Genomic DNA, 20,344 nt, shown 5'->3' with positions numbered 1-20,344 from the left:
CAGGCGTATTCTGCGGTCTATGACCGCTTTCGACCGCCCGCGGCGGTTGCGCAGGACACCCGCATTGCGTCGGCTCGTCGCCGAGACCACGCTCGAGCCGCGTCAGCTGGTGCTGCCGATGTTCGTCGCCGACGGCATCGACGAACCGCGCGAGATCAGTTCGATGCCCGGCGTGTATCAGCACTCGCTGGACTCGCTGCGCAAGGCGTCGGTCGAAGCGGTGACCGCGGGGGTCGGTGGCCTGATGCTGTTCGGCGTGCCGCTGCCCGAGGACAAGGACGCCACCGGCAGTCAGGCCAGCGATCCGAACGGCATCCTCAACCGCGGTCTGCGCGCACTGGCCGAGGAGGTCGGCGACGCGACCGTCGTCATGGCCGACACCTGTCTGGACGAGTTCACCGATCACGGCCACTGTGGCGTCATCGGTTCCGACGGCGCGGTCGACAACGACGCCACCCTGCACCGCTACGTCGAGATGGCGCTCGCGCAGGCCGAGGCGGGCGCCGATCTGCTCGGCACCAGCGGGATGATGGACGGCCAGGTGGGCGCGATCCGGCGCGGTCTGGATGCGGTCGGGCGCACCGACACCGCCATCCTGGCCTACGCGGCGAAGTACGCCTCCGCTTTCTACGGCCCGTTCCGCGAGGCCGTCGGTTCGTCGCTGGAAGGCGATCGCCGCACCTACCAGCAGGACCCGGCCAACCGCCGCGAGTCGCTGCGCGAACTCGAGCTCGACCTCGCCGAGGGCGCCGACATCGTGATGGTGAAGCCGGCGATGTCCTACCTCGACATCCTGCGCGATGTGGCCGACCGCTCCACCGTCCCGGTCGCCGCTTACCAGATCTCGGGCGAGTACGCGATGATCACCGCCGCCGCCGAGCGCGGCTGGATCGACCGCAGGGCCTCGGTCCTGGAGTCGTTGATCGGTATCCGGCGGGCGGGCGCCGACATCGTGCTCACCTATTGGGCGACCGAGGCTGCACACTGGCTGTCGTGATCGTTCCACCGCACAAACCCGAGTCCCTCCCGATGCCCGAGGATGTCGGCACCGCACGCCAGCTGTGGTGGGCCGTGTCCGGGCTCGGGGTCGTCTACACCGGCGCCGGAATCGTCACCATGACCGGGCAGCGCGACGAGCTGAGCAAGCAGTTCCTCGACGAGATGCACAAGAGCGACCCGAATTTCCCCGCGTCCACGGTCGATGTGATGGTGCTGGCAGCCTTCGTACTGACCGCGATCGTCGGGCTGGTGCTCGCCGGGGTGACCGTACTGATCGCGCAGCAGCTCGGCCGGGGCAAGTCCTGGGCGCGCACGGTACTCACCGTCGTCGCGGTCTGGCTGGGGATGGGTGCGATCGCCACCATGTTCGCCTTCTCCGGGGACACCTCGGTGGCCACGATGGTCGCCGGCGGCACCGCGATCGTGCAGGGCGTGCTGGCGGTCGGCGCGGCGTACCTGAGTTACCGTCCGGAATCGACCAGGTACTTCCAGCTGAACCGCCGGTGAACGCCAGGTTGAACCCCGACGTCTTTGGTCACTGACACGCCACAGTGTATGGTGAGCATGATCACAGGGATTTGGGGTAATCCCAGTGATGTGACCGGTAGAAGTCCGGGGGATTCGGAGGCAATGATGCGCGTGGTGATCGAGCAGCAGCACCGCCTGCGACGCGACCTGTTGGTCATCGGCTTGATGGTCCTGCTGGCCGTCGTCACCATCGCACTGATTCTGTTGCCGAGTCTGGTCGGCTGATCCACCGGCGCCCTCGGCGCCGCGGTCCTCCCATGGTGTTGTTCTCCGAGCCCGGCGCGCGCTGGCGCGCGATCGCCTACGGCCCGCTGTTGTGCGCGGTGATCCTGCTGGTGGAGTGGCTCGCGGGCAGCACGCTGCACGGGTTCGCCCTCGGTTTCTGCGCCGTCGCCATCGGTGGTTTCACGGTGCTCCAGGTGATCGCCGGCCGCACCCACGCCCGTGTCGAACTGACCGGCACCACCCTGCATCAGGGCGTCGAGTCCGTGCCGCTGACCGAGATCGCCGCCGTGCTGCCCACCGATGACGACGACGCCGCCGAAGGCCGGGCGCTCGGCGCGCTCAGCGGCGTGCCCCGGCGCCGTCGCGGCATCGGGTTGCGCCTGGTGGACGGCCGGATCGTGCAGGCGTGGGCGATCGACCACGCCGGGCTGCGCGCCGCGCTGGGCTCGGCCCTGGCAGGATCGCAAGGATGAAACGCTGGATCGCCACGGCGCTGTTCGAGCTCGGCCTCGCCGTGATCTGCCTGGCCGGAGCGGTCTACAGCTGGCGCCACGCACGACGGGTGACCGGCTTCGTCACCTCCGACGAGCATCCGGGGTTCGAGGCCGTCCGCTATGTGCCGCCGCTGCTGCTGCTCGCCAGCGCGCTGGTCATCGTCGCGGGGCTGCTGGTGATCGACGCCGTCGCCCGGATCGCGACCCGATCTGTAGCACTGCGGTCCGTCGAACCGATGTCTTGAGTGAAGCCGAATCCCGATGCGCGCGTTGGGGTTCGGGACATATCTCGACCGCTCGCCTCGGCGGGCAACATGGAGGACCACCGATGACCAAGCTCACCGCGGGATTCTGTACGGCCGCCGCGGCCGTGGCGGCGATCGCCCTGGCAGCGGCACCCGCCCAGGCCGCAGGCCTGCCCCTGACCCCCATGGTCGCCGAGCCGGCCGCCGGTGGCTTCGCCCCGGAGACCGGCTCGAGCGGCATCTACAACGGCATCATGTGCCAGCTGCACACGATCTCGGCCGACGTCCCCTGCATGTACACCTAACCGGCCCACTGCTGGTAGACGTCGACGACGCGGCCCCCGCGCGTGCCCGGCGCGTTCAGGAACACGGTGACGGTGCCGTCGGGATGACTCGCCGCCTCCGTCACCACCTGGCGCAGGGTGGCGCGGATGCCGCCGTCGGCGTCGCGGTAGAGCGTGGTGTCCCCGTGCAGGCCCGCGCCGATCCGGTTGGCCGGGACGAGCATCGCGGTGAGCGCCGGGACCGGACCCGCGCCGAGCGCGACGGTCTCCTCGTGGTCGAGCTGGGCGCCGATCCGATCCGGGTGGACCTGCGGTGCGAAGGCGGTGGCCGTGCCCGCGCCGAGGACCACTCCGGCCGCGACGAACCCCGTACACAGGGCAGCCCGCGGGAAACACAGTGCAGTGCTGGTGACGCCGAAACGCATGAAACACCCTTCCGCTGATAGCTGATGTCTACCGCTCGGTGCTCGAGCAGCCCGCAGCGTAGCCGCAGGCCAGCGCACCCGGATCCAAATGATCTCCGCGCAGGGGCGGCGTGTCGGGCGTGTCGCCGGTGGGTCGCTGCGGTCTGGGTCACTGTGCTCCACCCTGTCGTCCGGCGCGCCGAGGCGAGCTGAGAGACTGGAATCCGTGAGTTCTTCTCCGCGCGCGGCCGAGGCCAGTCCGTCGCAGGTACCGATGTCCGCTCAGCTCTTCGAGCGGGCCGCTTCGGTGATCCCGGGTGGGGTCAATTCCCCGGTCCGTGCGTTCAATTCGGTCGGCGGAACTCCGCGGTTCATCGCCTCGGCGAACGGCTACACCCTCGTCGACGCCGACGGCAACGAATACGTCGATCTGGTCTGCTCCTGGGGTCCGATGATCCTGGGCCACGCGCACCCCGCCGTCGTCGAAGCGGTGCAGCGGGCCGCCACCGGCGGACTGTCGTTCGGCGCGCCCACCGAGGCCGAGATCGAACTGGCCGAGGCCATCGCCGCGCGGGTCGAGCCGGTCGAGCGGGTCCGGTTGGTCAACTCCGGCACCGAGGCCACCATGAGCGCGGTGCGGCTGGCCCGCGGCTTCACCGGCCGGTCCAAGATCATCAAGTTCGCCGGCTGCTACCACGGCCACGTCGACGCGCTGCTGGCCGACGCGGGCTCCGGCGTCGCCACGCTCGGGCTGCCGACCTCGCCCGGCGTCACCGGCGCCCAGGCCGCCGACACCATCGTGCTGCCCTATAACGACCTGACCGCCGTCGCTGCCGCGTTCGAGGCCAACCCGGGCCGGATCGCGTGCGTCATCACCGAGGCCGCCGCGGGCAACATGGGCGCGGTCGCGCCGCTGCCCGGCTTCAACGAGGGCCTGCGCACCCTGGCGCACGACAACGGCGCGCTGCTGATCATGGACGAGGTCATGACCGGCTTCCGGGTCAGTGCCGCGGGCTGGTACGGCCGCGAGGGCGTCGCCGGTGACCTCTACACCTTCGGCAAGGTGATGAGCGGCGGCCTGCCCGCCGCCGCGTTCGGCGGTCGCGCCGAGATCATGAACAACCTCGCTCCGCTCGGCCCGGTCTATCAGGCGGGCACGCTCTCCGGTAACCCCGTCGCCGTCGCGGCCGGCCTGGCGACGCTGCGCGCCGCCGACGCCGAGGTGTACGCGGCCCTGGATCGCAACGCCGATCGGCTCGGCGGTCTGTTCGCGAAAGCCCTGACCGAGGCCGGGGTCGAGCATCAAGTGCAGTTCGCAGGCAATATGGTGAGCGTGTTCTTCGCCGACCGCCCGGTGACCGACTACGCCGCCGCCAAGGCGAGCCAGACCTGGCGTTACCCAGCCTTCTTCCACGCTCTGCTCGACGCGGGCGTGTACGCGCCGCCGAGCGCGTTCGAGGCATGGTTCGTCTCCGCGGCGCTCGACGAGGACGCGTTCGACCGTATCGCCGCCGCTCTGCCCGCCGCCGCCCTCGCGGCCGCGGCCGCAACCCCCGAAGGATCCCCAGCGTGAGCTCCGACCAGCCCGACGCAGAATTCACCACTCCGGTCGACGGTGACGAGGCGCCGCATCCCGCGCCCGCCGCCGCGCCGCCCGGCCTCGACGACGACCCCGCGACGGTGGAAACCATCGTCCACGTGCTGCGCCACGGCGAGGTGCACAATCCGAACGGCATCCTCTACGGTCGCCTGCCCGGCTTCAGCCTCTCGGTGACCGGCCGATCGCAGGCCGGGGCCGTCGCGCGCTCGCTGGCCGACCACGACGTCTCCCTGGTGATCGCCTCCCCGCTGCAACGCGCCCAGGAGACGGCGGCCCCGATCGCGGCCGCCCACGACGTCATCGTGCGCACCGACGAGAACCTGATCGAGGCGGGCAACACCTTCGAGGGCCTGCGGGTGTCCGTCGGCGACGGCGCGCTGCGCAAGCCCCGGCACTGGTGGAAGCTGCGCGACCCGTTCACCCCGTCCTGGGGCGAGCCGTATCTGCAGATCGCGCATCGCATGCTGGCCGCGGTCAACAAGGCCCGCGTCGAGGGCGCCGGTCACGAGGTGGTGCTGGTCTCGCATCAGCTGCCCGTGTGGACGCTGCGCCGGTTCCTGCAGGGCCAGCGTCTGTGGCACGACCCGCGCAACCGGCAGTGCTCGCTCGCCTCGCTGACCTCGCTGGTCTACCACGGGGATACCCTGGTGGACATCGTGTACTCCGAACCAGCGGGCGCCTCCGACCCTTCGGTTCACGGCGCATGACACGCTCCACCGCGTCGGTCCCCGCCCGCAGCCACCGGCTGCGGGCGATCACTGCCGTCCTGTCCGCGCTGTTCGTGATCGTCGCGGCCGCCGGCTGTTCGACAGGTACCGATGCGGTGGCCACCGGGGGCGGCACCTTCGAATTCGTCTCGCCCGGTGGTAGAACCGATATCTACTACGATCCGCCCGCGACGCGCGGAACGATCGGCAAGCTCTCGGGGCCCGATCTGATGAACGAGGGAAAGACCGTCTCGGTCGACGATTTCCCGAACCAGATCGTGGTCGTGAATCTGTGGGGACAGTGGTGTGGCCCGTGCCGCGCCGAGTCGCCCGCGCTCGAAAAGGTCTTCGCGGCGACCAAGGACAAGGGCGTCGCGTTCCTGGGCATCAATGTCCGCGATCACCAGCGGGACAAAGCCCAGGACTTCGTAGTGGACAACAAGATCGAATACCCGTCCATCTACGACCCGTCGATGCGAACCTTGCTCGCGCTCGGCGGAAACTTTCCCACCAGTGTCATTCCGACCACGTTGATCCTGGATCGTCAGCACCGGGTCGCCGCGGTCTTCCTTCGCTCGCTATTGGCAGAAGATCTGCAGCCCGTGGTCGAGCGCATCGCCGCCGAGGAGAAGCAGTGAGCCGTCGTCGTCCCGGAAATCTGACCGCGTGTCGCCCCCGTCAGGGCGCGCGCCGCATGGGAGCGGGGTGGACCGTCGACGATCGTTGGGCGGGCATCGCGACCGTCCCGCGCAGCGTCGCCGGCGCGGGCCTGTTCGATTTCGGCCCGGTCGAGCCGGCCGAGACCGAGCGCACCCTGTCGTTGCCCCGCGACGAGCAGCGTGACGAGGACACCAGCGAGTGATGGTGCTCGCCGCAGTCGGGGATTCCTTCCAGCAGACGGCGGCATCGGGTCCGTTGCTGTTGGCGTTGGGTGCCTGCCTGCTCGCGGGCCTGGTGTCGTTCGCTTCACCGTGTGTCGTGCCGTTGGTGCCGGGGTACCTGTCCTATCTGGCCGGGCTGGTCGGCGCCGAGGCGCCACCGGCCAGTGCCGCGCAGGTGGGCACGCTCACCGCGCAGCGCCGTAGCGCCAAGCTGCGGGTGGCCGGTGCCGCCGGACTGTTCGTCGCCGGGTTCACGGTGGTATTCGTGCTGGCCACGGCCACCGTGTTCGGCGTGATCCAGACCCTCAACGTCAACCGGGAGTTGCTGCAGCGCATCGGCGGTGTGGTGACCATTCTGATGGGTCTGGTCTTCATCGGCCTGGTGCCCGCGCTCCAGCGCGACACCAGGATGGAACCGCGCAGGTTCACCAGCATCGTCGGCGCGCCCCTGCTGGGCGGGGTGTTCGCGCTGGGCTGGACGCCGTGCCTCGGGCCGACACTGTCGGGCGTGATGGCGGTGTCCGCGGGCACCGAGGGCACGACCGCGGCGCGCGGTGTCGCGCTGATCGTGGCGTACTGCCTCGGGCTCGGGCTGCCGTTCGTCGTGCTGGCGTTCGGGTCGGCCGGCGCGCTGCGTGGGGTGGGATGGTTGCGGCGCAACTCGCGCACCATTCAGGTAATCGGGGGTGTTCTGCTCGTCGCCGTCGGCGTCGCGCTGGTCACGGGGGCATGGGATCAGTTCGTCGGCTGGGTGCGTGACGGGTTCGTCTCCGAGGTGACTCTCCCGATCTGATGACTGACACACTGACTCCGCCGACCACCCCCAACCCGCCCGTCCGGCAGTCCCTGCCCGGCCGTGCCTGGGCCCTGGTCCGCAATACCTGGCGCGGCCTCACCAGCATGCGCACCGCCCTGGTGCTGCTGTTCCTGCTGGCCCTGGCCGCCATTCCCGGCGCCTTGCTGCCCCAGCGCAGCCTGAACACGCAGAAGGTCGAGCAGTACATCGCCGACCGGCCGACGCTGGGTCCGTGGATGGACCGGTTCGAGCTGTTCGACGTGTTCGGCAGCTTCTGGTTCACCGCCATCTACGTGCTGCTGTTCATCTCGCTGGTCGGCTGCATCCTGCCGCGCTGCTGGGACCACTACCGGGCCTTGCGCACCCCGCCGGTGCCGACGCCGCGCAATCTGGGCCGGCTGCCGCACCACTTCAGCGAGACCGTCGACCGCGACGCCGACGCCGTCGTCGAGCAGGCGCGTGGGCAGCTGCGCGGCTGGCGCACCGAGGTGCGGCCGGGCAAGCGCGACGGCGAGGTCACGCTGTCGGCCGAGAAGGGCTACCTGCGCGAGTTCGGCAACCTGGTCTTCCACCTGTCGCTGGTGGGGCTGCTCGCCTCGATCGCGCTGGGCAAGCTGTTCGGTTACGAGGGCAACGTCATCGTGATCGCCGACAACGGCGCCGGCTTCTGCACCACCTCGCCCGCGGTATTCGACTCCTTCCGCGCGGGCAATGTCAACGACGGCACCGGGATGACCCCGCTGTGCGTGCGGGTCAAGGACTTCAAGGCCGACTACCTGCCCACCGGCCAGGCCGAGATGTTCACCTCGAACGTCGAGTACCAGGCGGGCGAAGACCTGAGCACCGATACCTGGCGCTCCACCGAGCTGCGGGTGAACCATCCGCTGCGCGTCGCCGGTGACCGCGTCTACCTGCAGGGTCACGGTTTCGCGCCGACGTTCACCGTCACCTTCCCGAACGGGCAGACCCGCACCGAGACCATCCAGTGGCGCCCCGACGACGCCAGGACCTTCCTGTCCAGCGGCGTCCTGCGGATCGACCCGCCCGGCGGCATGTACGCCACCGACGAGGAGCGCAGGCAGAACCAGATCGCCATCGAGGGACTGTTCGCCCCGACGGCGCTGTTCCACGGCAGCCTGCTCACCTCGTCGTTCCCGACGATGGACGATCCGGCCGTCGCCGTCGACATCTACCGCGGCAACACCGGCCTGGACACCGGCCGCTCGCAGTCGCTGTTCTCGCTGGATCCGGAGATGATCAAGCAGGGTCGGCTCACCAAAGAGGCGCGGGTCAACCTGCGACCGGGCGAGTCGACCACGCTGCCCAGCGGCGCGAAGGTGACCTTCGACGGCGCGAAGGAATTCGTGAACCTCCAGGTCTCGCACGATCCGGCCCAGCAATGGGTGCTGGTGAGCGCGCTGACGATGATGGCGGGCCTGCTGGTGTCGCTGCTGGTCAAGCGGCGCCGAATCTGGATCCGGGCGTACCCCGCCGAGAGCGGGGCAGGTACCGTGGATCAACGACGGACCGTAGTAGAAATGGGCGGTCTGGCCAGAAGCGATCAGGCGGGCTGGGGCGGCGAATTCGACCGGCTGCGCGCGCGGGTACTGGACGCGGAAACGGAGAACTGATGCCGATCGACGAAACGGTGGCGCGCTACAGCGACTTCGCCTTCATGTCGGCCATGGCGATCTACGCCCTGGCGCTGGTGCTGTTGCTGGTGCAGTACGCCTCGGCGCGCGCCAACAAGGTCGCGGAGCGCGAGCTGGTCACCGCGGGCGCGCCCGTCGACCCGTCGCTGCCCGGCCGGATCGAGACCCCGGCCGCCAAGCCGACCTCCGAGCGCCTCGGCAACATGGCGTTCGCGGTACTGCTCGTCGGCGCGCTGCTGCACGTCGGCTCGATCGTGCTGCGCGGCTTCGCCACCCACCGCTTCCCGCTCGGCAACATGTACGAGTTCACCACCATGGCCACCGCGGCCGCCGTGGTGATCGGCCTGTACTTCCTGCGTGACCAGCGTTACCGGTCCATGTGGGTCTTCCTGCTGGTCCCCGTGCTGATCCTGATGTTCCTGGCCGGCACCGTCCTCTACGCCGACGCCGCGCCCGTCGTCCCCGCGCTGCGTTCGTTCTGGCTGCCGATCCACGTCACCATCGTCAGCATCGGCAGCGGCGTCTTCCTGGTCTCCGGCGTCGCCAGCCTGCTCTACCTCTACCGCATGCGCCAGCCCGCGGGCGCGGAGTCGAACTCGATCTTCGGCACCATCGCCCGCCGCCTCCCCGACGCCCGCACCCTCGACCAGCTCGCCTACAAGACCACCATCATCGGCTTCCCCCTCTTCGGCGCCGGCGTCATCCTCGGCGCCATCTGGGCCGAAGCCGCCTGGGGCCGCTTCTGGGGCTGGGACCCCAAGGAAACCTGCTCCTTCATCGCCTGGGTCCTCTACGCCGCCTACCTCCACGCCCGAGCCACCTCCGGCTGGCGCGACACCAAGGCCGCCTGGATCAACATCGCCGGCTTCGTCGCGATGCTGTTCAACCTCTTCATCATCAACATGGTGATCTCGGGATTGCACAGCTACGCCGGGTTGAACTGACTCTTCGCCCCCGGATCGCTGGTTCCGGTGGCCGACGGAACCGTGGTGATCGAGTGCTTCTCGGACACCCACCCCAGCAGCACGGTGGCACCGGTGGCGGAAGTGGCGCCGCTGTTCTGGCAGTGCGTAGCCACGGTCTTTGACATCACGCCGTCACTCGCGGTCGGCTGAATCGAGTACCCCGAGGTCGCCGATGGGGAACTGACGCCGTCTGGTCGGCTCGTCCGTACAGTCGGCGCATGGCCCTGGAGTTCTCCGCGCAACCTGCTCCGCCGTTGCAGCTCACGGCGACCTGCACGATCTACAGCGGTATTGTGCGACTCGTCATGACGGGGAGGTTCTTTCAGTCTGCCCGGGCTGCGGCTGACGAGTTCGGTGGTTTCCTCCCGGACGTCCCACCGTTGCCCGCGGGCGCGCCCGAACCGCGAGTGTGGGCTGAAGGGTGGTGGATGAGCACGGCGTCTGCTCCCGCGAGTGGGTTCCCGTCGGGAGTCGAATACGTCCGTGCGACATACCTCCCTGATCCACGCGCCGGTGGTACCGCCAGATGGCTCTACCTCGGCGGTGCCGCGCATATCGGCAAAGAGATCACCATCGGCTACCGGGTGACCGTCCAAGCCGTGTAGCGGTGATCGGAGACGACGATGCCCGGACGCTCAGATGAGCGTCCGGGCATCGTTCGGGTGATCGCCGATCAGCAGTAGTAGCAGATCTTGTTGGCCGGGAGTTCGACGTGGCAGTTGAGGCAGACGGGCTTGCGGACCGGTTCCGGCTTGGGGACGGTGACGCTGCGGCGCGAGGACGTCGAGGTGCGCTTGGGCTTGGCGGCGGCTTCGGCCGCTTCGGCGGCGGCGAGGTCCTGGGAGGTCTGCTGGCGCAGGGCCGCGACCTTCGGGGGGAGGGTGGGGAGGCCGCCGTCGGCGGGGAGGTCGGTGGCGTAGTGCTGGTAGCACTGCCAGCGGGCCGCGGCGGCGTGCATCTCGAGGTCGTCGGGGATGGGCAGGCCCGCGAGTTCGAGGATGTAGCGGTAGCCGGTGCCCACGGTCTGGTTCTTGCGCACGCACAGCGCGCTCAGCGGCGGCTCGTTGTTCTTGTGACAGTGCTCGGCGACCTTGTCCAGCACGACGGGCAGCCAGTGCTGCCACTTCACCTGCGTGCGGATCCCGGATTCCTCCTGGACCAGCTCCGCCAACTCGGTGTTGACGATGAAGTTGTTGAACCTGGTCGCGGTGTCGGCGAGGACCTCGTGTGCGGCGCGAGTCCACGCCGACCGTGCCTCGGTGAACGTCACGGCGCTGCCGTCGGCCGCGCGCCAAGTGGTCGGAATGGAACTCTGCTGCACATCGATCACCGGAATACGTTATCTACCCGGGTTTTTCGCGGTGCATCGGGGGGTATGTGGGTAAGCTCACGCGCGCGCGAACTACAGGTCGGACTGGCCGGAATCGTCGCGGTGCTGCTTGCCGAGGCGCCAGAGGAATTCCGGGTCGTCGTCGGGGCCGAGAATCGGTCGCCGCGACGGTGGGCCGGAACTCGGTCCTGCCTTCTCGGGGCCGAACGCCTTCCAGCACAACACCGCGACGGCCACGATCGCGATGAGTGCCAACACGTACGTCACGTCGCTCACCTCCTGCTATCGAGGGTAGCCGTGTCCGCGCCGTGTGCACATCCGTAACGGAAGGGAAATTCCCGGCAAACGCGAGCCCGAGTGGACTCGCGTCGGCCGGTCGGGTCAGCGGGGTGCTGCCTCGGTGGTGAGCGATTTCAGCAACTGCAGAACCTCGGACTCGCGGAATCGGCGATGCCCGCCCGGCGTGCGCAGCGAACCGAGCCTGCCCGCATGGGCCCACCGGGTGACGGTCTTGGGGTCTACGTGGAACATTGCGGCTACTTGGCCTGGTGTCAGCAGAGTGTCCTGGCCGCCGACGGTGATCGCAGTCATAGCTAACCTCTCCGTTCTCGACAGTTCCCTCATCAGATGGCGTCATCGTCGCACTGCGACCCCCACGTAGTCGAACCACCTACTGTTGGTAAAGGGGAAGTAATAGACAAAAGCCGCGAACGGGGCTGCGCCGAGCCTGGCCGTCGTGGGGTCGGGCCCGCCTTCGGCCGTGCGCGGGTCTGTTGACGGCTTCACCGGCGGCGCGCATAAGCTGGTGGCGTGAGTGAAGCAACTGGTCAGCAAGGTTCTGGCGCGGGGAAGCGGCTGGTCCGCAATCTGGCCCTCTACACGCTGGCCCGGCTCGGGCTCGTCGTGCTGATCGCCGCGGTGATCATCGGCGTCGCCAAGCTCATCGGCGTCGAGGTGCCGATCATCGTGGCCGCGCTGTTCGCGCTGATCGTCGCGATGCCGCTCTCGCTCACCCTCTTCAAGAAGCTGCGCACGAAGGTCAACGAGGACATCGCCGTCGTCGACGCGCGCCGCCGCCAGGACAAGGCGCAGCTGCGGGCCCGGTTGCGAGGTGACGACGACGGGTCGGCCGCGTGAAATACCTCGACCGCAGCGCCCCGCGTGACTGGGTCGACAACGCCGTCCGGCTGATCGACGCCGACTCCCAGCGCTCGGCCGACACCCACCTGCTGCGGTATCCGCTGCCTGCCGCCTGGCCGGTGCAGCTGTACCTCAAGGACGAGTCCACCCACATCACCGGCAGCCTCAAGCACCGGCTGGCGCGCTCGCTGTTCCTGTACGCGATCTGCAACGGCTGGGTCACCGAGGGCACCACGGTGGTGGAGGCGTCGTCGGGGTCGACGGCGGTCAGCGAGGCCTACTTCGCGAAGCTGCTCGGCCTGGATTTCGTCGCGGTGATGCCGGCGAGCACGTCGCCGCAGAAGATCGCGCTGATCGAAGCCCAGGGCGGGCGATGTCATTTCGTCGAGCGGGCGCCGGAGATGTACACCGAGGCCAAGCGCCTGGCCGCCGAGACCGGCGGGCATTTCATGGACCAGTTCACCCATGCCGAGCGCGCGACCGACTGGCGCGGCAACAACAACATCGCCGAATCCATCTTCCAGCAGCTGGCGCTGGAGACCAATCCGATCCCGGAGTGGATCGTGGTCGGCGCGGGCACCGGCGGCACCAGCGCCACGATCGGCCGCTACATCCGTTATCGCAGGCACGCGACCAGGCTGGCCGTGGTCGACCCCGAGCATTCGGCGTTCTTCGGTGGCTACGAGACCGGTGACGCGGGCTACGAGACCGGGATGCCGTCGCGGATCGAGGGCATCGGCAGGCCGCGGGTCGAGCCGTCCTTCATCGGGCAGGTCGTCGACCGGATGATCCTGGTTCCGGACGCGGCCTCGGTCGCCACGGCGCGCCACGCCAGCACGGTGCTGGGCAGGCGGGTCGGTGGTTCGACCGGGACGAACCTGTGGGGTGCCTTCCACCTGGTATCGGAGCTGCTCGCCGCGGGCCGTACCGGCAGCGTGGTGACGCTGCTGTGCGACGGCGGCGACCGCTACGCCGGTACCTATTTCGACGACGCCTGGCTCGACGCCCAGAATCTCGACCTGGCCGGACCCACCGCCGTCCTCACCGAATTCGCCGCCACGGGGCGCTGGCACGGCTGATCCGTGAAACCTGACCGGAGGTGTCAGGTTTCACTGTCAGGATCAGTGTCCATGACGACCCGCTACTACACCGCTACCAGCCTCGACGGTTACATCGCCGATCCCGACAACTCGCTGGATTGGCTGATGGCCGTCCCCGATGCCGACAACGCGACCGGCGATGTCAGCGAATTCCTGCTCGGCGTCGGTGCGATGTGTCTCGGCGCGACGACCTATGAGTGGATGGTGGCCAACGAGCCGCCCGAAGTGTGGCACGAGAACTACGGTGACCGCCCGACCTGGGTGTTCACCCATCGTGAGCTGCCCGAGCTGCCCGGTGCGAATGTGCGCTTCGTCGCGAGCGAGGTCGGGCCGGTGCACGCGGAGATGGTCGCCGCCGCTGACGGCCGCGACATCTGGATCATCGGCGGCGGCGATCTCGCCGGACAGTTCGCCGATGCCGGACTGCTCGACGAGGTGGTCGTCGGCGTCGCGCCGGTGACCCTCGGCGGCGGCGCCCCGTTGCTGCCGCGCCGCCTGCTCTCCGATCGGCTGCGGCTGGTCGAGGTCGCCCAGCTGGGCCAGTTCGCGAAGCTGGTGTACCGGGTGAGCTGACCGTGTTGTCAATTTTTGTTGACACCGCGTGGATCGTCAATCAAAATTGACGACATGACCGATGCAACAACGCTCGCCTCGGCGGCGGGCAATCCCGATCCGGCGGTCGGCCTGCGCGCGGTACTCGCCCTGCGCAGGCTGGCCGACCGGCTCGAAGCCATCCAGGTGGCCAATGCCAGGGCCAACGGCTGGTCGTGGCAGGCGATTGCCGAAGCGCTCGAGGTCAGCAAGCAGGCGGTGCATCAGAAACACAACCGGAAGGGCGGTACCCGCTGATGTTCGAGAAGTTCAGCCGACAGGCCAGGGTGGCGGTAGTGAGCGCCCAGGACGACGCCAAGGACCTGGGCGCGACGCAGATCGGACCCGAGCACGTGCTGCTCGGTGTGATCACCCACGCCGAGCCAGGCCTGCGGGCGGTGCTCGACGCGCGGGGCATCACCGCCGACGGGGTGCGCACCGCTCTCGCCGCCCGGACGAGCGCGCCGCCGCTGGGCGCCGACGACGCCGAAGCCCTGCGCTCGATCGGCATCGACCTCGACGCCGTGCGGGCCAGCGTCACCGAGAACTTCGGCCCCGAGGCCTGGGACCGGGCCGAACCCGAGGTCCGTCGCGGCGTCTTCGGCCGGTTGCTGGGCGCCGGGCACATCCCGTTCGCCGGGCCGGCCAAGAAGTCGCTCGAACTCGCTCTGCGCGAGGCGATCCACCGCAGGGAGCGCGAGATCTCCACCGCCTACCTGCTGCTCGGGATCCTGCGCGGCGCCGACCCGGCCACCACCGACCTGCTCGGCGGCCGCGACGGGGCCGCCGACTTGCGTGCCGACGTCTACGGAATGCTCGACCGCGCAGCGTGAATTCTGCGTCGGGTGTGTGTCAGACCCGCCGCAATGTCCGTTTCCGGGCCTAGCATGGCTCTATGCAGCTAGCCATTCGATTGGTCATCAACGCCATTGCCATCTGGGCCGCGGCGGCGTGGATCGACAAGATCGACATCCTGGTCCCGGCCGATTCGGGGAACTGGGGCAAAGCCCTGGTGATCCTGATCGTCGCGGCGGTGTTCACCGCGGTGAACGCCGTCATCAAGCCGATCGTGAAGCTCCTGTCCCTGCCGTTCGTGATCCTCACGCTCGGCCTGTTCCTGCTGCTGGTGAACGCGGGCATGCTCTGGCTCACCGCGAAGATCACCGAACTGTCCGACTACGGTCTGCGGGTCGACGGTTTCTGGGCGGCGTTCTGGGGCGGTGTGATCATCTCGCTGGTCAACTGGGCGCTCGGCATCCTCGTCCCGGACGGCGACGACTAACCGAGTCCGACGGCCAGCGCGCTCAGTGCCGACCAGACCAGCAGCGCCAGCCCGGAATCGCGCAGGGCGGGAATCAGTTCCAGCCCACCCTTGCCGGTGCGCACCGGGGCATTGGCACGGATCGCCAGCGGCAACGCCAGCAGTCCGGCCAGTGCCCACGGGGTGCGGGCCACCAGGGCCAGGCTGATCACGAACGGCGCGACCAGCAGCATCAGGTGCAGCGTGCGGGTGCGCGCGTCGCCGAGTTTCACCGCGAGGGTGACCTTCCCGGCCTCGGTGTCGGTGGGGATGTCGCGCAGATTGTTGGCGACCAGCACCGCGCTGGAGAACGCGCCGACGCCGATCGCCAGCAGCAGTCCCACCCAGTCCACGCGCAGCGCCTGCACGTACTGGGTGCCCAGCACCGCGATCAGGCCGAAGAACACGAACACGGCGATCTCACCGAAACCGCTGTAGCCGTAGGGCTTGCTGCCGCCGGTGTAGAACCAGGCGCCGGCCAGACAGACAGCGCCGAGTACGACCAGCCACCAGGCGGTCGTCACGGCCAGCACCAGACCAGCGACCGCGCCGATCGCCAGGCTGAGGATCGCGGCATTGCGGACGGCGGTGGGGGAGGCCAGTTTCGAGCCGACCAGCCGCAGCGGACCGACCCGCACGTCATCGGTGCCGCGGATGCCGTCGGAGTAGTCGTTGGCGTAGTTCACGCCGACGATCAGCGCCAGCGAAACCAGCAGCGCCAGTATCGCTTTCCACCAGACGGCCCCGCCGATCGACGCGGCCGCGCCGGTGCCGGCGAGTACCGGCGCGATCGCGTTCGGCAGCGTCCGCGGCCGGGCGCCCTCGATCCATTCCGCTGCTGTAGCCATGGATCGAAGCCTAGCCCCGGCCGGTGTACTAGGCGGATTCGGCGATGGTCTTGAGCCGGGCCAGTCCCTTGTCGAAGTCCTTGCCGATCATGTTGTCGATCGGGAAGACCTTGCCGAGCACGCCCATCAGCCCGGAGTGGGTGCCGGTCATCCGCCAGGTCACCTCGGTGGCGGCGCCGCGCGGCGTGAGGGTGAAGGTGACGAAGTTGGTGGCCTTGAACGGCTTCTCGAACGCCAGCTCGATGCCGATCTCGTGCGCGGCGTCGGCCTTGATCTCCATCGCGCCCGCGCCGGCCTTACGGTTGCCGCGCCAGGTGTAGCGGGCCCCGACACCCGACTCGGGGCCGGTATAGGTGCGTGCGAGCTGCGGATCGGCGTCCTCCCATGGCGACCACAGTCGCCACTGGCGGAAATCATCGATGAAACCGTGGATGCGTGCGGGTTCGGCGGCAATGGTCGTGCGCCGGGTCACCTCGAAGTCGCCCATGCGGGTCAGCCTAAGCCGGGCTACCGACAATTCCGCGGCGTGCGGGCGTGGTGTCGCGCCCGGGGCGGTCCCGCAGGGAACGCCGGCTCGTCGTCGCGCTCGCCTACGATGACTTGCGGCATGTCTGCACAGCATCTCGGCCCCGACGGGCCGCCTCCCACCGTCGCGGTGGCCGCGTCCCCCATCGTCGTGGGGGTGCTCGGCGTGATCGCGATCCGCCGCGACGACGCGACCTTGCTCGCGCTGCCCGGCGCGCGGGCGCGGCTGCTGCTGGCCGCCCTGGCCGTGCGCCCCGGCCGGGCCCGCAGCGCGCAGTCGCTGGTCGACGAGGTCTGGGGCGACCAGCCGCCCCGCGCGCCGATGAACGCCCTGCACACACAGGTCTCGCGATTGCGGGCGCTGCTGCCCGACGGCGCGTTGGAGATCGGCCCCGCCGGCTACCGGTTGACCCTGCCCGCCGACAGTATCGACCTGACCGCGGCCGCCGTCCTGGTCCGTCGCGCCGAAGACCTCCTCGCGACCGGCGAGACCACCGCCGGCCTGGCCACGATCGCCGCCGCCCGCGCCCTGTGGCGCGGCGAACCGGGCGCCGACCTGCCCGAATCCGGCCCGGCCGACGACCTGCGGACCGCCGCCGACCAGCTGCGCCGCGACCTCGATCGCGCCGAGCTGACCGCGCACACCCAGCGCGGTGACTTTCCCGCCGCCATCCCGCTGGCCGCCGCCGACGCGGCCGCCCACCCCCTCGACGAGCCCGCCCACACCACCCTCATCCGCCTGCTCGCCGCCGCGGGACGCACCAGCGACGCCCTCGAAATCTTCGCCGCCTACCGCCTGCGGCTGATCGAGGAACTCGGCGCCGACCCCGGTCCGACCCTGGTCGCGCTCAATACCGCCGTGTTGCGTGGCGATCCGATCGAGCTTCCGGGCGCCAGCCGTCGCCGCACCGAGCGGGGCCCGGATCACGCGGACGCCTCGACCGACACCTCCGAACGCGCGGTCGCCGGTTCACCACCGGCGAATCGGAGCGCGAACGGGGACGACCGCGCGACGGTCGGCGCCGCGATCACCGACGACCTCGCAGCGCGGACGAGGACCCCGGGCGCGACCGAGCCGCCGAGCCGGGACGGGTGGTCGGCGGCGAACAGCGGCTGGGACACACCCGCGGTCGGACAACCCGGCGGCGCGGGCGCCCCGGACCGATCCAACGGCCAACCGCGCACCCTCCCGCCCACCTCCCTCGGCCTGCGCGCCGCCCCCAACGAACTACTCGGTCGCGCGGCCGATCTCGACGCGATCACCGATCTGGTGCGCCGGTCGCGGGTGACGACCGTGCTCGGCCCCGGCGGCACCGGCAAGACCCGCGTGGCGAACGCGGTCGGCGAACGACTCACCGGCACCGTGCCGGTGGTGCTGGTCGAGCTGGCCCCGGTGCAGGCCGAGTCGGCGGGCCCGCAGGCCCTGGTCGACATCGAAGCGGCGATCGGGCACGTCATGGGCCTGGGTGAGGTGATGCGGGAGCCGGGCGGTCTGCGCCTGGGACGGCAGGTCGACCAGCGCGCTCGACTGCGCGACGCGCTCGCCGCCCGCCCGACCCTGCTGATCCTGGACAACTGCGAGCACGTGATCGAGGCGGCCGCCGAGGTGGTCGCCGACCTGGTCGGCAGCTGCGCCCAGCTCACCGTCCTGACCACCAGCCGCTCGCCACTGGCGATCACCGCCGAATCCGTCTATCCGCTGGCACCGTTGGCGATCGACGCGGCGGGCTCACCCGCGACGGATCTGTTCACGGCGCGAGCGCGGGCGGTGCGCCCCGACGTCCGGCTCGACCCGGAGATCGTGGCCCGGCTGTGCCGCACCCTGGACGGTCTGCCGCTGGCGATCGAGCTGGCCGCGGCCCGGGTGCGCACGATGAGCGTCGCCGAGATCGAATCCAGGCTCGAGCATCGTTTCGCCCTGCTGCGCAGCGGTGATCGGGCCGCGCCGCTGCGGCATCGCACGCTGCACGCTGTGATCGCGTGGAGCTGGAATCTGCTCGACCTCGATCAGCAGATCGTGCTGCGCAGGCTGTCGCGGTTCCCGGGCGGGTTCACCCTGTCGGCGGCCGAGGTCGTCGCGGCCGGGCCCGAGGTCGCCGAGGTCGCCGCCGCGGTCGACGGCCTGGTCGGGCAGTCGCTGCTCACCGTGCTCGACGACCCCGACGGCACCGGTATCCGGTATCGCATGCTCGAGACCGTGCGCGAGTTCGGCGCCGAGCAGATGGCCGCCGTCGACGCCGCGACCGGCGGCGCGGAAACCGCGCTGGTCCGCGATCGGATGGCCCGGTGGGCGCGGGACTTCGTGCTCGGCGCCGTCGCCGACTACACCGCTGTCGATCAGGTGCCGGTGGTGCTCGCGGTGACCGCCGAGCTCGACAACCTGGTCGCGGTCCTGCGCACGGCCACCGCGCACGCCGACGCCGACACGGTCTACACCGTGTTCCCGGTGGTCGCGACGCTGTGGGTGATGCGGGGCGCGCATCTGGAGTTCATCGGCTGGGCGGTGCGGCTGGTCGCGGTCACGCCGCCGGAGCCGGTCACCGGGGTGGCCGCCGACCTCCAGATGGTCACGCACATGCTGACCTGTCTGCACCTGATGTTCCACAACGGCGGTGACGCGCGTCCGGTCGCCCGGGCCCGGCTGCGGGCCCGCAGGCTGCTGCGCCACCCCGGGCTCGATCCGGGCCTGCGGTTGCTCGGGGGGCTGATCACGGTGCGCCCCCAGGCTTTCCGTCTGGGGCGATTGCTCGCCGACGGCGCCCATTCGCCGGAGCGCAGCGCCCGGGTGGCCGCGCTGGCCGCCCGCGCCAACTTCTGGGAGAACGCGGGCAATGTGGCGGGCTCGACCCGCGACGCGCTGCGCGCGCTGGACGAACTGGCCTCGCAGGACATCTGGGGCGCGGCGATGATGAGCCAGCATCTGGCCCAGCTGTGCGGCCAATCCGCGCGGTACGCCGAGGCGGCCACCTACTACCGGCAGGCGCTGGGGCAGATGAGCCGCCTGCGGGTCGACGACGAGATCCTGGAGGGCCGGTGCTTCCTGTCGGCCGTCCTGATCGGCGCCGGACAGCGCGAGCAGGCCCGCGCGGAGATCGACTTCGTGCTCGGCTCCGAGGATTCCGGGCTCGGCCAGGTCGACGACCCCACCATCCGCCGCAACCATCGGCTCTCGACGGTCGCGACCGCGGTCGCCGAACTGGAACTGGCCGACGGTGACATCGATGCCGGACTCCGGCACTATCGCCGGGCCCTGGATCTGCTGGGCTGGCCCGATTTCGAGCTCAGTCCCGGGCCCGGCGCGATGATGGTGTCGGCGGCGGCGGTCAGCGCCCACGTCCTGCACGACCGGGCCGCGGCGGCCGACGATCTGGTGGTTCAGATCGTCGCGACCACCGAGCGCAGACTCTCGCAGTATCTCGACCTGCCGCAGATCGGCGCGGTCGGCTGCGCGCTCGGCTCCTACCTGCTGGCGACCGATCCCGCCCGACCCGAAGGACTCGAACTGCTCACGCTCGCGGCGGCTTCGGCGGCCCGACAGGACTATCCGTCGATGGAGCTGGCCCGCCATCGCGCCCTGCACCGGGAGCGGGTGGGCGCGGACGCGCTGGCCGGGGCCGAGCGCGCGGCGGCGGGGGTGCGTCGCCTCGCCGCGGCCACCCGTATCATCGAGATCGTCGCGCACCTCGACGGATACGCCGACGGCATCCGACCCTGACGGATCGGATGCCGT

The 20,344-nt window shown here is 70.0% G+C and carries 27 protein-coding genes; 21 read left to right on the top strand and 6 right to left on the bottom strand.

The window, feature by feature from the left end; translation table 11 throughout:
* Positions 1 to 19: 19 nt before the first annotated feature.
* From hemB to Q7X29_RS31505, 5 genes are all read left to right on the top strand, one after another.
* Entirely contained in the window at positions 20 to 997 is a 978-nt protein-coding gene (gene hemB, locus Q7X29_RS31525; protein ID WP_218716629.1) for a porphobilinogen synthase, read from the top strand.
* Entirely contained in the window at positions 994 to 1,506 is a 513-nt protein-coding gene (locus tag Q7X29_RS31520; protein ID WP_308248371.1) for a hypothetical protein, read from the top strand. Before hemB ends, Q7X29_RS31520 begins: the two co-directional genes overlap by 4 nt.
* Positions 1,507 to 1,784: 278 nt before the next feature.
* Positions 1,785 to 2,225 (top strand): hypothetical protein, encoded by a 441-nt coding sequence (locus tag Q7X29_RS31515; protein WP_218716630.1) that lies wholly within the window; start codon positions 1,785 to 1,787, stop codon positions 2,223 to 2,225.
* Positions 2,222 to 2,491, top strand: coding sequence for a hypothetical protein (locus tag Q7X29_RS31510; protein WP_218716631.1), 270 nt, complete (start codon positions 2,222 to 2,224; stop codon positions 2,489 to 2,491). The genes Q7X29_RS31515 and Q7X29_RS31510 overlap by 4 nt, the downstream gene beginning before the upstream one ends.
* Before the next feature lie 83 nt (positions 2,492 to 2,574).
* Positions 2,575 to 2,796, top strand: coding sequence for a hypothetical protein (locus Q7X29_RS31505; protein ID WP_316576199.1), 222 nt, complete (start codon positions 2,575 to 2,577; stop codon positions 2,794 to 2,796).
* Here the strand turns inward: Q7X29_RS31505 and Q7X29_RS31500 are convergent.
* Entirely contained in the window at positions 2,793 to 3,200 is a 408-nt protein-coding gene (locus Q7X29_RS31500) for a hypothetical protein (protein WP_316576198.1), read from the bottom strand. The two genes, Q7X29_RS31505 and Q7X29_RS31500, sit on opposite strands and share 4 nt — an antisense overlap.
* Before the next feature lie 253 nt (positions 3,201 to 3,453).
* Between Q7X29_RS31500 and hemL the strand changes: the two genes are divergently transcribed.
* The 9 genes from hemL (at position 3,454) to Q7X29_RS31455 (ending at position 10,385) form a co-directional block, all read left to right on the top strand.
* Complete coding sequence (hemL, locus tag Q7X29_RS31495) at positions 3,454 to 4,752, top strand: glutamate-1-semialdehyde 2,1-aminomutase (RefSeq protein WP_218716652.1); 1,299 nt, start codon at positions 3,454 to 3,456, stop codon at positions 4,750 to 4,752.
* On the top strand, positions 4,749 to 5,486 hold the full coding sequence (locus tag Q7X29_RS31490) for a histidine phosphatase family protein (RefSeq protein ID WP_374104826.1): 738 nt from the start codon (positions 4,749 to 4,751) through the stop codon (positions 5,484 to 5,486). Before hemL ends, Q7X29_RS31490 begins: the two co-directional genes overlap by 4 nt.
* Entirely contained in the window at positions 5,483 to 6,124 is a 642-nt protein-coding gene (locus tag Q7X29_RS31485) for a TlpA disulfide reductase family protein (protein WP_218716634.1), read from the top strand. The genes Q7X29_RS31490 and Q7X29_RS31485 overlap by 4 nt, the downstream gene beginning before the upstream one ends.
* Positions 6,125 to 6,180: 56 nt before the next feature.
* A complete protein-coding gene (locus Q7X29_RS31480; RefSeq protein ID WP_218716635.1) occupies positions 6,181 to 6,348 on the top strand; it encodes a hypothetical protein in 168 nt (55 codons plus the stop codon).
* The gene (locus tag Q7X29_RS31475) at positions 6,348 to 7,160 is read left to right on the top strand and encodes a cytochrome c biogenesis CcdA family protein (protein ID WP_316576197.1); all 813 of its coding nucleotides are present in this window, start codon (positions 6,348 to 6,350) and stop codon (positions 7,158 to 7,160) included. The genes Q7X29_RS31480 and Q7X29_RS31475 overlap by 1 nt, the downstream gene beginning before the upstream one ends.
* Positions 7,160 to 8,794: a cytochrome c biogenesis protein ResB gene (gene resB / locus Q7X29_RS31470; RefSeq protein ID WP_218716637.1), complete on the top strand. Its 1,635-nt coding sequence runs from the start codon at positions 7,160 to 7,162 to the stop codon at positions 8,792 to 8,794. The genes Q7X29_RS31475 and resB overlap by 1 nt, the downstream gene beginning before the upstream one ends.
* Positions 8,794 to 9,759 (top strand): c-type cytochrome biogenesis protein CcsB, encoded by a 966-nt coding sequence (gene ccsB / locus Q7X29_RS31465; protein ID WP_316576196.1) that lies wholly within the window; start codon positions 8,794 to 8,796, stop codon positions 9,757 to 9,759. The genes resB and ccsB overlap by 1 nt, the downstream gene beginning before the upstream one ends.
* A 27-nt stretch (positions 9,760 to 9,786) precedes the next feature.
* Positions 9,787 to 9,930: a hypothetical protein gene (locus Q7X29_RS31460; protein WP_316576195.1), complete on the top strand. Its 144-nt coding sequence runs from the start codon at positions 9,787 to 9,789 to the stop codon at positions 9,928 to 9,930.
* A gap of 278 nt (positions 9,931 to 10,208) precedes the next feature.
* Positions 10,209 to 10,385, top strand: a complete 177-nt coding sequence (locus Q7X29_RS31455) for a hypothetical protein (protein ID WP_316576194.1) — start codon at positions 10,209 to 10,211, stop codon at positions 10,383 to 10,385.
* A 68-nt stretch (positions 10,386 to 10,453) separates the two neighbouring features.
* Here the strand turns inward: Q7X29_RS31455 and Q7X29_RS31450 are convergent, their stop codons facing one another.
* The 3 genes from Q7X29_RS31450 to Q7X29_RS31440 all read right to left on the bottom strand — a co-directional run bounded on the left by Q7X29_RS31450 (position 10,454) and on the right by Q7X29_RS31440 (position 11,701).
* Entirely contained in the window at positions 10,454 to 11,110 is a 657-nt protein-coding gene (locus Q7X29_RS31450) for a hypothetical protein (protein WP_255586998.1), read from the bottom strand.
* Between the two features lie 72 nt (positions 11,111 to 11,182).
* Positions 11,183 to 11,377, bottom strand: coding sequence for a hypothetical protein (locus tag Q7X29_RS31445; protein ID WP_218716641.1), 195 nt, complete (start codon positions 11,375 to 11,377; stop codon positions 11,183 to 11,185).
* A gap of 114 nt (positions 11,378 to 11,491) precedes the next feature.
* A complete protein-coding gene (locus tag Q7X29_RS31440; protein WP_019049435.1) occupies positions 11,492 to 11,701 on the bottom strand; it encodes a BldC family transcriptional regulator in 210 nt (69 codons plus the stop codon).
* 219 nt (positions 11,702 to 11,920) lie between these two features.
* Here Q7X29_RS31440 and Q7X29_RS31435 point away from each other — a divergent pair, with 219 nt between their 5' ends.
* The 6 genes from Q7X29_RS31435 to Q7X29_RS31410 all read left to right on the top strand — a co-directional run bounded on the left by Q7X29_RS31435 (position 11,921) and on the right by Q7X29_RS31410 (position 15,223).
* Positions 11,921 to 12,247 (top strand): DUF4229 domain-containing protein, encoded by a 327-nt coding sequence (locus tag Q7X29_RS31435; RefSeq protein WP_218716642.1) that lies wholly within the window; start codon positions 11,921 to 11,923, stop codon positions 12,245 to 12,247.
* Positions 12,244 to 13,329 carry an L-cysteine desulfhydrase Cds1 gene (locus tag Q7X29_RS31430; protein ID WP_316576193.1) on the top strand — a complete coding sequence of 362 codons (1,086 nt, stop codon included), beginning with the start codon at positions 12,244 to 12,246 and terminating at the stop codon, positions 13,327 to 13,329. The genes Q7X29_RS31435 and Q7X29_RS31430 overlap by 4 nt, the downstream gene beginning before the upstream one ends.
* Positions 13,330 to 13,380: 51 nt before the next feature.
* A complete protein-coding gene (locus Q7X29_RS31425; protein WP_316576192.1) occupies positions 13,381 to 13,923 on the top strand; it encodes a dihydrofolate reductase family protein in 543 nt (180 codons plus the stop codon).
* A 54-nt stretch (positions 13,924 to 13,977) separates the two neighbouring features.
* The gene (locus Q7X29_RS31420; protein WP_110039216.1) at positions 13,978 to 14,199 is read left to right on the top strand and encodes a helix-turn-helix domain-containing protein; all 222 of its coding nucleotides are present in this window, start codon (positions 13,978 to 13,980) and stop codon (positions 14,197 to 14,199) included.
* Positions 14,199 to 14,774, top strand: coding sequence for a Clp protease N-terminal domain-containing protein (locus tag Q7X29_RS31415; protein ID WP_316576191.1), 576 nt, complete (start codon positions 14,199 to 14,201; stop codon positions 14,772 to 14,774). Before Q7X29_RS31420 ends, Q7X29_RS31415 begins: the two co-directional genes overlap by 1 nt.
* Before the next feature lie 62 nt (positions 14,775 to 14,836).
* Positions 14,837 to 15,223 (top strand): phage holin family protein, encoded by a 387-nt coding sequence (locus Q7X29_RS31410; protein ID WP_218716646.1) that lies wholly within the window; start codon positions 14,837 to 14,839, stop codon positions 15,221 to 15,223.
* Here Q7X29_RS31410 and Q7X29_RS31405 read toward each other — a convergent pair.
* Positions 15,220 to 16,089: a 1,4-dihydroxy-2-naphthoate polyprenyltransferase gene (locus Q7X29_RS31405; protein ID WP_218716647.1), complete on the bottom strand. Its 870-nt coding sequence runs from the start codon at positions 16,087 to 16,089 to the stop codon at positions 15,220 to 15,222. The genes Q7X29_RS31410 and Q7X29_RS31405 overlap by 4 nt on opposite strands.
* A gap of 28 nt (positions 16,090 to 16,117) precedes the next feature.
* Positions 16,118 to 16,576, bottom strand: a complete 459-nt coding sequence (locus Q7X29_RS31400; RefSeq protein WP_218716648.1) for an SRPBCC family protein — start codon at positions 16,574 to 16,576, stop codon at positions 16,118 to 16,120.
* A gap of 120 nt (positions 16,577 to 16,696) precedes the next feature.
* On the opposite strand from Q7X29_RS31400, the gene Q7X29_RS31395 reads away from it, so the two are divergent.
* Entirely contained in the window at positions 16,697 to 20,329 is a 3,633-nt protein-coding gene (locus Q7X29_RS31395) for an AfsR/SARP family transcriptional regulator (protein WP_316576190.1), read from the top strand.
* The last annotated feature ends 15 nt before the right edge of the window (positions 20,330 to 20,344 follow it).

Source organism: Nocardia canadensis (genome assembly GCF_032656385.1).
GTDB lineage: Bacteria > Actinomycetota > Actinomycetes > Mycobacteriales > Mycobacteriaceae > Nocardia > Nocardia canadensis.
This window is presented reverse-complemented; position numbering and strand designations above follow the sequence as displayed.